This window comes from Ruegeria sp. AM1, from assembly GCF_056540745.1.
In genome coordinates, this window is record NZ_JBQFXH010000001.1 from 1,016,235 (window position 1) to 1,030,678 (window position 14,444).

At 57.8% G+C, this 14,444-nt stretch carries 15 protein-coding genes; 8 read left to right on the forward strand and 7 right to left on the reverse strand.

The window, feature by feature from the left end:
• Nucleotides 1-140: 140 nt before the first annotated feature.
• Nucleotides 141-2,162 (forward strand): transketolase, encoded by a 2,022-nt coding sequence (gene tkt, locus ACR0I7_RS05100; protein ID WP_480509059.1) that lies wholly within the window; start codon nucleotides 141-143, stop codon nucleotides 2,160-2,162.
• Nucleotides 2,163-2,215: 53 nt separating this feature from the next.
• Here the strand turns inward: tkt and ACR0I7_RS05105 are convergent, their stop codons facing one another.
• Together ACR0I7_RS05105 and ACR0I7_RS05110 are read right to left on the reverse strand one after the other, a co-directional pair.
• The gene (locus ACR0I7_RS05105; protein WP_480509061.1) at nucleotides 2,216-2,614 is read right to left on the reverse strand and encodes a hypothetical protein; all 399 of its coding nucleotides are present in this window, start codon (nucleotides 2,612-2,614) and stop codon (nucleotides 2,216-2,218) included.
• Nucleotide 2,615: 1 nt separating this feature from the next.
• Nucleotides 2,616-3,575: a DUF808 domain-containing protein gene (locus ACR0I7_RS05110; RefSeq protein ID WP_480509063.1), complete on the reverse strand. Its 960-nt coding sequence runs from the start codon at nucleotides 3,573-3,575 to the stop codon at nucleotides 2,616-2,618.
• A 180-nt stretch (nucleotides 3,576-3,755) separates the two neighbouring features.
• Between ACR0I7_RS05110 and gap (ACR0I7_RS05115) the strand changes: the two genes are divergently transcribed.
• The 3 genes from gap (ACR0I7_RS05115) (at nucleotide 3,756) to gap (ACR0I7_RS05125) (ending at nucleotide 6,071) form a co-directional block, all read left to right on the forward strand.
• Nucleotides 3,756-4,757, forward strand: a complete 1,002-nt coding sequence (gene gap, locus ACR0I7_RS05115) for a type I glyceraldehyde-3-phosphate dehydrogenase (RefSeq protein ID WP_480509065.1) — start codon at nucleotides 3,756-3,758, stop codon at nucleotides 4,755-4,757.
• Nucleotides 4,758-4,828: 71 nt separating this feature from the next.
• Nucleotides 4,829-4,972, forward strand: a complete 144-nt coding sequence (locus tag ACR0I7_RS05120; protein WP_480509067.1) for a hypothetical protein — start codon at nucleotides 4,829-4,831, stop codon at nucleotides 4,970-4,972.
• Between the two features lie 94 nt (nucleotides 4,973-5,066).
• Nucleotides 5,067-6,071 (forward strand): type I glyceraldehyde-3-phosphate dehydrogenase, encoded by a 1,005-nt coding sequence (gene gap / locus ACR0I7_RS05125; protein ID WP_480509069.1) that lies wholly within the window; start codon nucleotides 5,067-5,069, stop codon nucleotides 6,069-6,071.
• Here gap (ACR0I7_RS05125) and coaD read toward each other — a convergent pair.
• From coaD to ACR0I7_RS05140, 3 genes are all read right to left on the reverse strand, one after another.
• Nucleotides 6,063-6,554: a pantetheine-phosphate adenylyltransferase gene (coaD, locus tag ACR0I7_RS05130; RefSeq protein WP_480509071.1), complete on the reverse strand. Its 492-nt coding sequence runs from the start codon at nucleotides 6,552-6,554 to the stop codon at nucleotides 6,063-6,065. The genes gap (ACR0I7_RS05125) and coaD overlap by 9 nt on opposite strands.
• 85 nt (nucleotides 6,555-6,639) lie before the next feature.
• Nucleotides 6,640-7,077 carry a CBS domain-containing protein gene (locus ACR0I7_RS05135; protein ID WP_480509073.1) on the reverse strand — a complete coding sequence of 146 codons (438 nt, stop codon included), beginning with the start codon at nucleotides 7,075-7,077 and terminating at the stop codon, nucleotides 6,640-6,642.
• A gap of 61 nt (nucleotides 7,078-7,138) precedes the next feature.
• Nucleotides 7,139-8,041, reverse strand: a complete 903-nt coding sequence (locus tag ACR0I7_RS05140) for a LysR family transcriptional regulator (RefSeq protein ID WP_480509075.1) — start codon at nucleotides 8,039-8,041, stop codon at nucleotides 7,139-7,141.
• 102 nt (nucleotides 8,042-8,143) lie between these two features.
• On the opposite strand from ACR0I7_RS05140, the gene ACR0I7_RS05145 reads away from it, so the two are divergent.
• Together ACR0I7_RS05145 and ACR0I7_RS05150 are read left to right on the forward strand one after the other, a co-directional pair.
• A complete protein-coding gene (locus ACR0I7_RS05145; protein ID WP_480509077.1) occupies nucleotides 8,144-9,643 on the forward strand; it encodes a CoA-acylating methylmalonate-semialdehyde dehydrogenase in 1,500 nt (499 codons plus the stop codon).
• Between the two features lie 218 nt (nucleotides 9,644-9,861).
• Nucleotides 9,862-10,446, forward strand: coding sequence for a L,D-transpeptidase (locus tag ACR0I7_RS05150; protein WP_480509716.1), 585 nt, complete (start codon nucleotides 9,862-9,864; stop codon nucleotides 10,444-10,446).
• Between the two features lie 57 nt (nucleotides 10,447-10,503).
• On the opposite strand, the gene ACR0I7_RS05155 is transcribed toward ACR0I7_RS05150, so the two are convergent.
• Nucleotides 10,504-10,980, reverse strand: a complete 477-nt coding sequence (locus ACR0I7_RS05155) for a fasciclin domain-containing protein (RefSeq protein ID WP_480509079.1) — start codon at nucleotides 10,978-10,980, stop codon at nucleotides 10,504-10,506.
• A 77-nt stretch (nucleotides 10,981-11,057) separates the two neighbouring features.
• Nucleotides 11,058-11,903, reverse strand: a complete 846-nt coding sequence (locus ACR0I7_RS05160) for a class I SAM-dependent methyltransferase (RefSeq protein ID WP_480509081.1) — start codon at nucleotides 11,901-11,903, stop codon at nucleotides 11,058-11,060.
• 141 nt (nucleotides 11,904-12,044) lie between these two features.
• Between ACR0I7_RS05160 and ACR0I7_RS05165 the strand changes: the two genes are divergently transcribed.
• Both ACR0I7_RS05165 and ACR0I7_RS05170 read left to right on the forward strand, forming a co-directional pair.
• Nucleotides 12,045-13,160, forward strand: coding sequence for a carboxylate-amine ligase (locus tag ACR0I7_RS05165; protein WP_480509083.1), 1,116 nt, complete (start codon nucleotides 12,045-12,047; stop codon nucleotides 13,158-13,160).
• A 135-nt stretch (nucleotides 13,161-13,295) separates the two neighbouring features.
• Nucleotides 13,296-14,438 (forward strand): acyl-CoA dehydrogenase family protein, encoded by a 1,143-nt coding sequence (locus ACR0I7_RS05170; RefSeq protein ID WP_480509085.1) that lies wholly within the window; start codon nucleotides 13,296-13,298, stop codon nucleotides 14,436-14,438.
• The last annotated feature ends 6 nt before the right edge of the window (nucleotides 14,439-14,444 follow it).

Here is a 14,444-nt window from a genome sequence, read left to right on the forward strand (position 1 = left end):
AAAATACCCACTCTTTGCTTTCAAGCACTTGAGCAGCACTCTTGAAGCACCGGCCGCGTGTCGCACAGGGTTCTGCTTGCACTTTGGGGGTTGAATGGTATTGACCGCCTATCTGTCCGTAATCCAAAGGAACAACGCCCGTGGACCTGACTGCGCTGCGCACTGCCAACCCTGAACACTGGGACAAAGCTGCGGCTATCCGCACCCTGACGCTTGATGCCGTCGCCGCCGCCAATTCCGGCCATTCCGGTATGCCGATGGGCATGGCTGACGTTGCAACCGTTCTGTTCGAAAAGCACCTGAAATTTGACGCCTCAGCTCCGAACTGGCCCGACCGCGACCGGTTTATCTTATCGGCGGGTCATGGCTCGATGCTGGTCTATTCGCTGCTCTATCTGACGGGTCACGCAGATGTCACGCTGAACGAGATCAAGAACTTCCGCCAGCTGGGTGCCAAAACTGCAGGCCACCCCGAGAATTTCCTGGTCGACGGGATCGAAACCACCACGGGCCCGCTGGGTCAGGGTATTTCGAACGCGGTCGGCTTTGCCATGGCCGAAGAGATCCAGCGCGCGCATTACGGCAAGAAGATCGTTGATCACTACACCTATGTGATCGCAGGAGACGGCTGCCTGATGGAAGGTGTCAGCCAAGAGGCTATCACCCTTGCCGGTCGTCATGAACTGGGCAAACTGATCGTCTTCTGGGACAACAACAACATCACCATCGACGGCACCGTGGATATCGCAGACCGCACCGATCAGGTCCGCCGTTTCTCGGCCTCGGGCTGGCATGTGATCGAGATCGATGGCCATGACCCGCAAGCCATCGACGCCGCGATTACACAAGCTAAGAAATCCAAAAAGCCAACCATGATTGCCTGCGAGAGCCATATCGCACTGGGTCACGCGGCGCAGGACACCTCGAAAGGTCACGGCGCGCTGACGGATCAAGACCAGCTGAAAGCCGCTAAGGAAGGTTATGGCTGGCCGCATGATGCGTTTGAAGTTCCGACAAACGTAAAATCCGCGTGGGAGGCTATTGGGGCCCGTGGCGCCGAAGAGCGTGCTGCGTGGGAAGAGCGCTTTGCCCAAATCTCCGAGCGTAAGCAGGCCGAATTCAACCGCGCCTATGCGTTTGATGCCCCGAAAAAGTTGGCCGGTGCCATTCGGGCGTTCAAAAAGCAGATGTCCGAGGATCAGCCGAAACTCGCCACCCGTGCATCGTCAGAGAAGGTTCTGAACGTTGTGAACCCGATCATGCCGGAAACCGTTGGTGGCTCGGCGGACCTGACCGGTTCGAACAACACCAAGTCGTCGGACATGAGCGTGTTCCTGCCGGAGAACCGCAAGGGCCGCTATATCCACTATGGTATCCGTGAACACGGCATGGCCGCTGCGATGAACGGTATGGCCCTGCATGGTGGTATCCGCCCCTATGGCGGCACCTTCATGGCCTTTACCGACTATGCCCGCCCGTCGATGCGTCTGGCAGCGTTGATGAAAGTGCCCACCGTGTTCGTCATGACCCATGACTCGATCGGCTTGGGCGAAGACGGCCCGACACACCAGCCGGTCGAACATCTGGCCATCTCGCGCGCGACGCCGAACACCTATGTGTTCCGCCCTGCCGATACCGTTGAAACTGCCGAGGCATGGGAACTGGCGCTGACCTTCAAAGACAGCCCCTCGGTTCTGTCATTGACCCGTCAGGGCGTACCGACCGTGCGCAAGGACCACAAAACCAAGAACCTGACCGCGCAAGGCGCCTATGTGCTGGCCGAGGCTGAAAGCAAGCGTCAGGCGATCCTGATCGCGACCGGTTCCGAGGTTTCGCTGGCGATGGAAGCCAAAGCGATGCTTGAGGCCGAAGGTATCGGCACCCGCGTTGTGTCTATGCCCTGCATGGAGCTGTTTGCTGAGCAGGACGAAGCCTATCGCAAGCGCGTCCTCCCGGGCGGCGCGGTACGGGTCGGCATCGAAGCCGCCGTGCGCGAAGGCGGTTGGGATCGCTGGCTAATGGGCGAACGTGGCCGCGACACCAAGGCAGGCTTTATCGGCATGTCCAGCTTTGGCGCATCTGCCCCTGCGGGCGAGCTGTACAACCATTTTGGCATCACAGCTGAGGCAACCGTTGCCAAGGTCAAAGAACTGCTGGGCTGAACACGGTCCTGAGCTTTAGACAAGGGGCGGCCTGCGGGCCGCCCTTAGTTGTCTTAGACACCCTTCTTCAGCCGCTCGTGGGCGCGCAAAGCATAATCCAGTCGCAATGCATAGCGGCCCTGCACCACTACTTTTTCAGGAGCCTCGATACCAACACAAAGCAGCGTCTGACGCAGATGCGTACCAGACAGGGGAATGTAAGTCCCCGACTGGCCGGTCAACGCATTGTAAATGCGCCCTCCGAACCATCGGCTGCGCTTTTGCGCTTTGGTTGCGGTATCGATGCGAAAATGCAGGAACCCGTAAAGCTCTTTTTCATCGAAGGGCAGCTCATCCGCAGCGACACTCAGCGCCGACAATAACAGCGATCGTCCCCCTGCCACTGAGCCGCGCGATCCGATTTCTTTGACGACAGGACCTTCTCTAGGGATTTCCAAGTCAAAAGCGGTCAAGCTAATGATCCGCGTTCTTTTTGAACAACGGCATCACTACCTTCGTTGCAATCGGTATCAGAACCAGCCCCCACGCCAGGCCAAATACCCCGTCCATCGTGGCTTTTGATACCCATTCAACAACACCGACCCACTGCTCGGACACCGAATGCCCGATGGCATATGCCCAGTCGTGGATGTGGTGCCCTAGCCAGCCGAACCCCAAAACCTCCATCCCGTGGATGATAATGGACCCGCCGACCCACAGCATGGCCGCCGTTCCAACAATCGAGAGGGTTTTCATAACCGTCGGCATTCCCTTAACCAGCCCACGCCCCAGCCCGCGGCCAATGGGGGTCGGCGCGTTTTGCGCCAGATACAGCCCGACGTCGTCCATCTTCACGATCAATGCGACCGAGCCATAAACGGCCAGCGTCACGCCAAGCCCGACCACCGCCAGAGTAGCGGCCTGCATCCAGACATTCGGGGCCTCGATCGCCGCCAGCGCAATGGTCATGATCTCGGCGGACAGAATGAAATCCGTTTTGATCGCACCTTTGATCTTTTGCTCTTCAAGATGTCCGGGGTCCCGAACGTTCATATCCTGTTCAATGGCATGACTGCCGTGGGGAAAGAGGACATGGAATATCTTCTCGGCCCCTTCAAAACACAAATACGATCCCCCGATCATCAGCAAAGGAGTGATCAGCCACGGCGCGAAATTCGCCAGCAGCAGCGCGACCGGCAGCAGCAGAATGATCTTGTTGAAAATCGAGCCACGCGCGATGCGCCAGATGATCGGCAACTCGCGCGCTGGTGCAAAACCCTGAACATATTTCGGCGTCACCGCCGCATCATCGATGATAACCCCTGCGGTTTTGGCCCCCGCCTTGCCGGCTGCTGCAACAACATCGTCAACTGATGACGCCGCAACCTTGGCAATCCCGGCTACGTCATCCAACAGGGCCAACAGACCACTCATCGCGCTTCCTTTCCAATTCCTGCCGCACCCGGACCCTACCTGATCCAACGGCTAGCGCAAGCGTTAGCGCAACCGGCGTAGGTTTGCGCTAACACCTTAAAATTATGCCACTTTTGCCCTTTTGAGACTCATCATTCGCCGCTATATGGCCTGCAACGCAAGCGCAGTTGGAGACGTCATATGACCATCAAGGTCGGTATCAATGGTTTTGGCCGCATTGGCCGCTGTACCCTGTCGCACATCGCGGCATCAGCTCGCAACGACATCGAGGTCATCAAGGTCAACGCGACCGGCCCGCTGGAAACCTCGGCGCATCTGCTGAAATATGACAGCATCCATGGGCGGTTCCCGCGCGACGTTTCCGTCGAAGGCAACACCATAGATCTGGGCCGCGGCCCGATGGAGATGTTTTCGACCTACGACATGAACGAACTGGACTGGGAAGGCTGCGACGTCGTTCTGGAATGTACCGGCAAGTTCAATGACGGCCTGAAAGCCAAAACCCATCTGGAACGTGGCGCGCAAAAGGTGCTGTTGTCGGCGCCGGGCAAGAACGTCGACAAGACGATCGTGTTTGGCGTGAACCACAACAGCCTGACCGCCAATGACAACATGGTTTCCAACGGATCCTGCACCACCAACTGCCTTGCCCCGCTTGCCAAGGTTCTGGACGAAGGTGTGGGCATCGAACACGGCATCATGACCACGATCCACGCCTATACCGGTGACCAACCCACCCTGGATCGCCGCCACAGCGACCTGTACCGCGCGCGCGCAGCGGCGATGTCGATGATCCCGACATCCACCGGCGCCGCAAAGGCGCTGGGAGAAGTCCTGCCCAACCTCAAGGGGCGTCTGGACGGTTCGGCCATCCGTGTGCCAACCCCAAATGTCTCGGCCGTTGATCTGACCTTCCGCGCCTCACGCGATGTGACCGTCGAAGAGGTCAACGCCATCGTCGAAGAAGCCGCCAAAGGCCCGATGCAGCGGGTTCTGGGGTATGAGCCTGCCCCGCTGGTGTCCACCGATTTCAATCACACCGAGGAAAGCTCGATCTTTGCACCGGATCAGACACGGGTTGTCGACAACCGCATGGTTCGCGTTCTGGCCTGGTATGACAACGAATGGGGTTTCTCAGTGCGCATGGCCGACGTGGCTGTGGCGATGGGCCGCCTTAACTGATCTCGAAGGGATCGCTTGAACAGAATTGCCCGCTCAGGTTATCTGGGCGGGCTTTTTGTTTCGGGGCCGCAATGACAAATCAAATCGCGATCTGGCTGGGAATTCTGCTTCTTGGCGGGTGTATGCTGGACTATGCGGTTTTTGGAACCGAGCATTTCCTGTTCCTGGGAAAGAAGTTTTACGATTTTCTGGATTGGCTGGCCTTCTGGCGCTGACAGAGGTTTTTCTTGACATTTCCGGCCATCTGACTTTGTTAGCGCTAACCAAGCTTCATTCCGGGGCTGGACCTCTATTGAGACGGAGCGCAGCATGACACTCAAACTGGCAATCAACGGCTTTGGACGGATCGGGCGCGGCGTACTGCGGGCCGTTATGGAATCGGGCCGCACCGATGTCGAAATCGTCGCGATCAACGACCTCGCGAAACCTGAAATGAACGCACATCTGTTTGAGTTTGACAGTGTGCATGGCCGCTATTCCAAGCCGGTGTCGCTGACAGAGGCAGGTCTGGACGTTGGGGCCGGCCCCATTCGCCTGACAAGCGAGCGCGACCCAGAAGCGCTGGATTGGTCCGACGTGGACGTTGTGCTGGAATGCACCGGTGTTTTCCGCACGCGCGAAGCGGCTGAACGGCATCTGAAAAACGGCTCGAAGAAAGTCCTGATCTCAGCGCCCGCACGTGGCGATGGTGGCGTGAAAACCATTGTGTTCGGCGTCAACGATGATCAGCTAACGGCTGACGACACAATTGTCTCAAATGCCTCGTGTACGACCAACTGTCTGTCCCCCGTTGCGGCCGCGCTGGATGCGGGGCTGGGCATTCTGCATGGCAACATGACAACCATTCACGCCTATACCGCCAGCCAGCCCGTTCATGACACTGCGGGCAAGGACCCCTATCTGTCGCGCGCAGCCGCCCTATCGATGATCCCGACGACAACAGGGGCCGCGTCAGCCGTGGGTCTTGTCCTGCCGCAGCTGGCCGGAAAACTGACCGGACAGGCGATCCGCGTTCCGACACCCAATGTTTCAGTCGTTGATCTGGTGGCCGAGGTTTCGCGCCCCACAAGCGAAGAAGAGGTCAACGCGCTGTTTGTTGAAGCAGCAGCCAAAATTCCGGGTGTTCTTGCAGCGGAAAACCGCCCGCTGATCTCGGTGGATTTCAACCACGACGCCCACAGCTCGACCGTGTCGCTGGCCGAAACCAAAGTGACCGACGGTACGCTTGTGCGCGTTCTGGCCTGGTATGACAACGAGTGGGGTTTCTCGAACCGGATGCTGGACACGGCGGCAGCGATGGGAGCCCTAGCCTAATCTCTCATCCAGTGCGGTCTTAACGCGGGGCGTGACGAATTTGGACACGTCCCCGTTCAACCGTGCGATCTCTTTGACCAGTTTCGACGCAATGGCCTGATGGCGCGCTTCGGCCATCAAAAAGACGGTCTCAATCGAATCGTCCAGCGCCCGGTTCATACCGACCATCTGGAATTCATATTCGAAATCCGCCACAGCACGAAGGCCACGCACAATGATCTGCGCCCCGACATCGCGGGCGCAATCGATCAGCAGGTTTTCAAACGGGTGCGCAACAATCTCGGTTCCGGTCTGTTCGGTGAGATGCGCGCACTCCGCCTCGATCATTGCGACTCGTTCTTCCAGCGAAAACAGCGGCCCCTTGTCTCGATTGATGGCAACGCCGATGACAAGCTTGTCCACCAACGCTGCAGCGCGGCGAATGATGTCGATATGGCCCAGTGTAATCGGGTCAAAAGTTCCGGGATATAATCCGACGCGCATGGCCACCTCCGGCGCAATAAAATTTCTGCGCAAGCAAACACAACTTCGCTGCGGGGGCAAGTGGCCGTATCAGGCGCAGGACACCTTAGTGCCCCATGATCATACCCTGCAGCGCGTCTTTTTCCATCGCAACCTCGGCCAGTTGGGCCTTGACCACGTCACCTAGCGTAACAATACCAACCAGCTTGCCCTCTTCGAGAATGGGCATGTGCCGAAAACGGCCCTCAGTCATGCGGGACAAGATATCTTGAACGGTGTCCTGCTGGGTGGCTGTGACCAGCTCTTTGGTCATATAAGCACTAACGGGTTCGGACAAGCATCCGCCGCCACGCGCTGCCAGTTCGCGCACGATATCCCGCTCTGACAGGATACCCGATGCGGTCTGGCCACCATCTTCTGAAATAATCACGGTCCCGATACGTTTCGCCGCCAGGATCTTGGAGACTTCTGAAACTGTCGCAGTCGGTTCGACGGTTACCACACTTTCTGTCGCCTTGGATTTCAGAATGGCCTGAACGAGCATATGTGAAAACCTCCGAAATAACGTACTGTTTTCCAAAGCGTTGCCGGAATGTCCGCACCTGTCAAGGTTGAGCTTTGGCTTCCAGCCGCGCAATCTCGTCGCGGATGCCTCGGGTCAGGGCCTTGGCAAAACGGTTCAGTCGCTCATTCCTGTGATCACCCTGATGCCGAACCAGGTGGAAGCTGCGGGTTAAACTCACCTGATCCGTCAGAATTTTTCGGAGTTGCGGATGAAACGGAAGCGTAAAATCATGCGCCACGCAGACCCCGGTTCCCAGAGACACCTGACGCAATTGAACAGAAACCGAGTTGGATGAAAGAGCAACCCGGTCAACGCCGATATCGTTCAGATAATCCAGTTCGCGATCAAAGATCATATCGGGAATATATCCGATCAGGCGATGCCCGGTTAAATCAGCAATGGTACGAACCGGATCGTGGCCCTCAAGATAACTTGCCGTCGCAACCAGGTGCAGCTTGTAGTCGCTGATTTTTTGCACCAGCAGCTTGCCGGCCGTCGGGGCGCTGACCGTCACCGCCATATCAGCTTCGCGCCGAGACAGGTTGATGATGCGCGGAAGCGCGAGGATTTGTATATCCAAATCGGGATTTGCCTCACTGATCGCCGCACAGACCTGCGGCAGCAGGTAGTTGGCACATCCGTCGGGGGCACCGATACGAATCTGGCCGCTCAGGGCTTTTGTAGGTCCTACCACCGCGCCCGCAGCGGCGCGCATCGCCTCTTCGGCGTGCAGGCTGTGGTCCAGTAGGCGTTCTCCGGCCGAGGTCAGCACATAGCCCTGCTGGGATTTCGTAAACAAAGAGGCGTTGAGGGCGGTTTCTAGCCGGGCAATCCGACGCCCAACCGTCGCCGGGTCGATCTTAAGCAGCCGCCCCGCAGATGAAAGGCTTTCCTCACGCGCGACCGCCAGAAATACCCGCATATCATCCCAATTCGGGTTCATGGCCTTACCTTTGCATTTTTGCAAAACTCTTTTGAATTATTGCCTCTGTTCGCGGGATTTCTGCAAGCCTATTCTGCGCCCAAGTTATCAGAGGAGTTTGCAATGCAAGATCTGACCCATTTCATCAACGGCGCAAACGTGGCTGGCACGTCGGGTCGTTTCGACGATGTGTTCAACCCTGCCACTGGCGAAGTGCAATATAACTGCCCGATGGCCAGCGCGGCCGAAGTGACTGCCGCTATCGAGGACGCCGCAGACGCACAGATCGCCTGGGGTGCAACCAACCCGCAGAAACGCGCCCGCGTCATGATGGCGATGGTGCATCTGATGAACCGCGATATGGACAAGCTGGCCGAAGCGCTGAGCCGCGAACATGGCAAGACCATCCCCGACGCCAAGGGCGACCTGCAGCGCGGCCTTGAGGTGATCGAGTACTGCATCGGCGCGCCGCAGATGCTCAAGGGCGAATACACCGACAGCGCAGGCCCCGGCATCGACATGTATTCCATGCGCCAGCCTTTAGGGGTTGTCGCCTCAATCATGCCCTTCAACTTTCCGGCCATGATGCCTCTGTGGCATGTCGGCCCTGCCCTGGCCTGTGGTAACGCGGTGGTCCTGAAGCCATCCGAGCGTGACCCGTCGGTTCCGCTGATGCTGGCAGAGCTGTTCGTCGAGGCGGGTCTTCCCAAAGGTGTGTTCCAGGTCGTCAATGGCGACAAGGAGGCTGTGGATACACTGCTGGACAGCGAAATCATCCAGGGCGTCAGCTTTGTCGGATCGACCCCGATTGCGCAGTACATATATTCTCGCGCAACGGCGAACGGAAAGCGCGCGCAGTGCTTTGGTGGCGCCAAGAACCATATGATCGTCATGCCTGACGCCGATATGGATCAGGCCGCAGATGCCCTTGTTGGAGCGGGGTTCGGCGCGGCGGGCGAGCGGTGCATGGCTGTATCGGTCGCGGTGCCGGTTGGCGACGAAACCGCAGACGCATTGATCGACAAACTGGTGCCTCGCATCGAAAAACTGAAGGTTGGGCCGTACACCGCAGGCGACGATGTGGATATGGGCCCGGTCGTAACGGGCGCGGCCAAAGAACGTATTCTGGGCCTGATCAATTCGGGCGTCGAACAGGGTGCAAAGCTGGTCGTCGACAATCGCAACTTCAGCCTGCAAGGCTATGAGGATGGCTTTTTCGTTGGCCCACATCTGTTCGATCACGTGACCCCGGAGATGGACATCTACAGGCAGGAGATTTTCGGCCCTGTCCTGTCGACTGTCCGCGCCGGTTCGTATGAAGAAGCGCTGAAGCTGGCGATGGACCATGAATACGGGAACGGCACCGCGATCTTTACCCGCGATGGCGACACGGCGCGCGACTTTGCCAGCCGGATCAACATCGGCATGGTGGGCATCAACGTTCCGATCCCGGTGCCGCTGGCCTATCACACCTTTGGCGGATGGAAGAAATCGATGTTCGGCGACCTGAATCAACATGGGCCCGACAGCTTTAAGTTCTACACCCGGACCAAAACCGTGACCGCGCGCTGGCCGTCGGGCATCAAAGAAGGCGGCGAATTCAACTTCAAGGCTATGGACTAATCCCGCAGGTCATTCCCTGATCAAGACCAGAAAACCGACCCACCACTACGAGGTCGGTTTTCCTGCAACTGCTGTAGACGTTTTCAGCCTAGCTCATGGTCTTCACGAGAAATTCAGAAGTCGACCTCTGGCAAAATACAGCCCACGCCCATATTTTACCGGCAAATTAGATGTTCGAGCAGTATTTCTTTCCGGAGGCAGCCTTGTCCCAATCCCGTATGACCCGCCGATCTGCCCTGTTGGGCGCTGCATCTTTGATCGCAACACCAGCGCTTGTTCGCGCGCAGAGCACGGACGCTTTCCCCACAACAGAGGAAGCTATCAGCACACAACTGCCTGTCCGTCGCAATGTCTCATCCTTTTCGCAACAGAATTGGCAAGATCATTTTGATGAGCTTGGCGTAGGCTGCCTGCTGGCGGATATCACCAGCCGCGCGGTTCACTACTGGGCCCCGGATGGCACTTACAAGCTGTACCCAAGTTCGGTGCCGATGAGCGAAGAACTGACCAAGCGCGGCTATACCAAAGTTGTCCGCAAGACCGAGAACCCCAGCTGGACACCCACCGCCTCGATGCGTGAACGTGATCCGTCGCTGCCTCTTCGTATGGAGGGCGGGGATCCGGGCAATCCGCTTGGCACCCGTGCGATGTATCTCAGCTGGCCCGCCTATCTGGTGCATGGCACACATGACACGCGCAAAATTGGGCGGCAAAGCTCGTCCGGTTGTATCGGTCTTTATAACCAGCATGTCGAAGAACTGTACCCGCTGGTTAAGGTTGGCACGCAGGTCCGGCTGGTCTGACGAATATGGCCCCGGACGCGCAAGTCCGGGGCCATATCGCTTTGGTGAAGCGGTGGTTTATTCGGGCAAAAGCACCGTATCAATCACGTGAATGACGCCGTTGCTGGCTTCGATATCAGCCTGAACAACTTCGGCGCTGTTCACTTTTACACCGTTCTTAGCATTCACTTTCAGGCGGTCACCCTGAACGGTCAGAACTTTTGCGCGCTTGCCGGCAATGTCACCGGACATCACCTTTGCTGGCACGACATGATAGGTCAGAATCGCCACCAGCTGATCCTTGTTCTCAGGTAACAGCAGCGTTTCCACGGTCCCCTCAGGCAGCGCAGCAAACGCTTCGTCGGTCGGCGCAAAGACCGTGTAGGGGCCATTGCCCTTCAAAGTGTCGACCAGATCAGCGGCCTGAACGGCAGCGACAAGGGTGTTGAATGACCCGGCGGACACGGCGGTATCAACAATATCAGCGGCCTGGGCCTTGATCGGAAGTGCCAGTGCGATTGCGGCGGCAGCGCCCATGAATGTGCGGCGGAACATAGCTGTCTTCTCCTCTCCAGTTGGTTATGGAAAGGGGTACGGGGGCCCACTCAGACCGGATCACTTTGGTTTTGCGATTATTTTGACTGAACCCAGATGCTCTGCGCCCGGCCTTCGCTTAGAAATGGCAGGGCATCAACCGCGTCCGGTCGTGCCTGCTGCAAGAAGTATCCGGGCCAAAGCATTGAATATGTTCCAGATTGCAGCAAGGCGTGCAGCATATACTGCTCACCCCATCCGGGGCAGTCATAAAAGAACCGCTTGGGATATTCGTAGGGCAAAAAGACGTCGTGGACGTGGATCACGACACCGGGTTTGAGCGCCGGAATAATCCGGCAGAACAGATGCGCCACGTCATTGCTCATCCGAACCACATGGCTGGAATCGATGAACAGAACATCCCCCGCTTCGAGCTGATCGAACAGCGCTGGATCAACCTCTTCCAATCGCTTCTGTTCAAAATCATCCACCACATGCGCGATATCAGCCCGCGGGTAAGGGTCGATGGCGGTGATGCGCGTGCCAAGGCCGCCATCAATGATCGCCTGCCGCGTGACACGGGTTGAGTTACCACAGCCGACCTCGATAACGCGTTTTGGCTGAAACCGACGGATCATCAGATACAAGGCATCTGCGTCAGGGCTGTCGTAATAGCCATTGCCAATACGATACCCGGTCTGATTGCGCGCGGGGTCTTTCAGCGCGGTTAAAGCCTCGGAGTGCTGACGATACTCCTCGGTCAGTTGCGTGATGTCGAACGTGTCCATACCCGGCGACAGCGCATAGGCAGGACGGGTCAGCCCCCCTGCCCGCTCAAACGCCTCTAGCCGCGCGCGCTCATCGCGTTCCGTCACCTTATCGACCAGTTTGACCCCCATCCGGTCGAGGACAGCGTTGATCCGGGGGAATTTTCTGGGTTTCACGCGGGCGGCTCCAATATGGCGTTGCACTGGCCGTTGCATATCGTTGCTTGAGGGGCATCTGCAAGAACCACAAACTCAAACCCTTGGCAAAATGGCAATTTCCGTATTGACTGGTTCGACAATCAGACGGGAGACCCGCGCATGCAGCAGGAATTCACGCTTGGCATCGAAGAAGAGTATTTGCTGGTCGACCGCGACAGCCTTCAACTCGCCGAAGCACCTGCTGCACTGATGGAGGCCTGCCAGGCCGATTTCCAGGGACAGGTCAGCCCCGAATTTCTGCAATGCCAGATTGAGGTGGGCACCCGCCCGCACACTACGATCAGATCCGCACGCGAAGACCTCAAGCGATTGCGGTCCTGTGTCTCAGAGCGCGCAGCGCAATATAACCTGGCGCCGATTGCCGTCTCCTGCCACCCCTTCGCGAACTGGAAGGATCAGCATCACACACGAAAAGAACGCTATGATGCCTTGCAACATGCGCTTGGCGGCGTTGCGCGCCGCATGCTGATCTGCGGAATGCATGTTCATGTGGGCGTCGAGGACCCCGCGCTACGAGCTGATCTCATGCCACAGCTCAGCTATTTCCTGCCACATCTGCTTGCCCTTTCCACCTCATCCCCATTCTGGAACGGTGAGGATACCGGGCTTTCGTCTTACCGGTTGACCGTATTCGACAACCTGCCCCGCACCGGCTTGCCGCCGGTCTTTAGCAGTTGGTCTGAATATGAACGGACCACAGGTATTCTGGTCGATCTTGGCGTGATCGAGGATACATCGAAAATCTGGTGGGACCTGCGCCCATCCCATCGTTTTCCCACGCTTGAAACCAGAATTATGGATGTGCAGCCAAGGCTGGAGCATACATTGTCGCTTGCGGCACTGGCTCAGGCGCTGACCCGAATGCTGTGCCGCCTTAAGGGTCGCAACCTGCGCTGGCGGCAATATGATCGCTTTCTGATCGGCGAAAACCGGTGGCGCGCGCAACGGTATGGTGTTGGCGAGGGGCTGATCGATTTCGGCGATCGTTCCATCAAACCCATGGCCGAACTGATCGGAGAATTGATGGGTATGCTGGCCGAAGATACCGAGGCACTGGGCACCATGACCGAACTGGCGCGCCTACGTCAGATCGCGGAAAGCGGAACCTCGGCCACCCGCCAGCGCCGTGTCCATGCCGAGGCCGTAGCTCAGGGTCAGGACCCCGGACGCGCTGTGGTCAAACACCTGATAGAAGAGTTTCACGCTGACCTCTAACCCCACAAACAGATTTTCGGGCTCGTTCCAACACCGCTTGCGTAGGTAGTCTTACGATTGCTGGCGTTGAAAAACTTCTGTAAGAATTCGGAAATAAACACTCGTTCAATTCATTACTCTGCAGGGAGGCAGGCCATGGATTTCGCGCTGACCGAGGAACAGACCGCCATATTCGATATGGCCTACGCGTTCGGGCAGGAAAACATCGCGCCTCATGCCCGCCAGTGGGAGGCAGACGGCACAATCCCCAAAGAGCTTTGGCCACAGATCGGCGAGCTTGGTTTTGGCGGGCTCTATGTGTCCGAGGAAAGCGGTGGATCGGGCCTGACCCGGCTGGATGCAACCTTGGTGTTCGAGGCCCTGTCGATGGCTTGCCCTTCAGTCGCGGCCTTTCTTTCCATACATAACATGTGCGCCAAGATGCTGGACAGTTTCGGCAGCGATGCGCTGAAGTCGCGCATCATGCCCGATATTCTCAGCCTGCAAACGGTCCTGAGCTATTGCCTGACGGAACCGGGATCCGGTTCTGACGCCGCCGCCCTGAAAACCCGCGCCGAGCGCAGCAACGAAGGGTATCTGCTGAACGGAACCAAGGCCTTCATCTCGGGCGGCGGCTATTCCGATGCCTATGTCTGCATGGTCCGCACGGGCGAAGACGGCCCCAAAGGCATTTCGACTGTTTATGTCGAAGACGGCACACCGGGGCTGAGCTTTGGCGCGCTGGAACAAAAGATGGGCTGGAAAAGCCAACCCACCGCGCAGGTACAGTTCGACGATTGCAGGATACCGTCGGGCAATCTGGTCGGTATCGAAGGGGACGGTTTCAAATACGCCATGATGGGGCTGGATGGCGGGCGTCTCAATATCGCCTCCTGCTCGCTGGGGGCGGCGCAGGCCGGGCTTGATATGACGTTGCAATACATGTCCGAACGCAAGGCCTTTGGTCAGTCTATCGATCAATTCCAGGCCTTGCAGTTCCGACTGGCCGATATGGAGATCGAGCTGCAGGCGGCCCGCGTTTTCTTGCGTCAGGCGGCATGGAAACTGGATCAAGGCGCACCGGATTCCAGCAAATTCTGTGCCATGGCCAAGAAGTTTGTCACCGAGACCGGGTCGAAAATTGTCGACCAGTGCCTGCAATTGCACGGCGGCTATGGCTATCTGGCCGACTATGGCATTGAAAAGCTTGTGCGCGACCTGAGGGTCCATCAGATATTGGAGGGCACCAACGAGATCATGCGCGTCATCGTAGCCCGCCAAATGCTGTCTAACCGCTGAGGATTT

What these genes read in the sequence shown, in the direction of transcription:
- ACR0I7_RS05145 (WP_480509077.1), top strand. Translation starts at nt 8,144, where the DNA reads ATGCAAGATCTGACCCATTTCATCAACGGCGCAAACGTGGCTGGCACG.
- ACR0I7_RS05170 (WP_480509085.1), top strand. Translation starts at nt 13,296, where the DNA reads ATGGATTTCGCGCTGACCGAGGAACAGACCGCCATATTCGATATGGCC.
- ACR0I7_RS05165 (WP_480509083.1), top strand. Translation starts at nt 12,045, where the DNA reads ATGCAGCAGGAATTCACGCTTGGCATCGAAGAAGAGTATTTGCTGGTC.
- coaD (WP_480509071.1), bottom strand. Translation starts at nt 6,554, where the DNA reads ATGCGCGTCGGATTATATCCCGGAACTTTTGACCCGATTACACTGGGC.
- gap (WP_480509069.1), top strand. Translation starts at nt 5,067, where the DNA reads ATGACACTCAAACTGGCAATCAACGGCTTTGGACGGATCGGGCGCGGC.
- ACR0I7_RS05110 (WP_480509063.1), bottom strand. Translation starts at nt 3,575, where the DNA reads ATGAGTGGTCTGTTGGCCCTGTTGGATGACGTAGCCGGGATTGCCAAG.
- gap (WP_480509065.1), top strand. Translation starts at nt 3,756, where the DNA reads ATGACCATCAAGGTCGGTATCAATGGTTTTGGCCGCATTGGCCGCTGT.
- ACR0I7_RS05155 (WP_480509079.1), bottom strand. Translation starts at nt 10,980, where the DNA reads ATGTTCCGCCGCACATTCATGGGCGCTGCCGCCGCAATCGCACTGGCA.
- ACR0I7_RS05135 (WP_480509073.1), bottom strand. Translation starts at nt 7,077, where the DNA reads ATGCTCGTTCAGGCCATTCTGAAATCCAAGGCGACAGAAAGTGTGGTA.
- ACR0I7_RS05140 (WP_480509075.1), bottom strand. Translation starts at nt 8,041, where the DNA reads ATGAACCCGAATTGGGATGATATGCGGGTATTTCTGGCGGTCGCGCGT.
- ACR0I7_RS05150 (WP_480509716.1), top strand. Translation starts at nt 9,862, where the DNA reads ATGACCCGCCGATCTGCCCTGTTGGGCGCTGCATCTTTGATCGCAACA.
- ACR0I7_RS05120 (WP_480509067.1), top strand. Translation starts at nt 4,829, where the DNA reads ATGACAAATCAAATCGCGATCTGGCTGGGAATTCTGCTTCTTGGCGGG.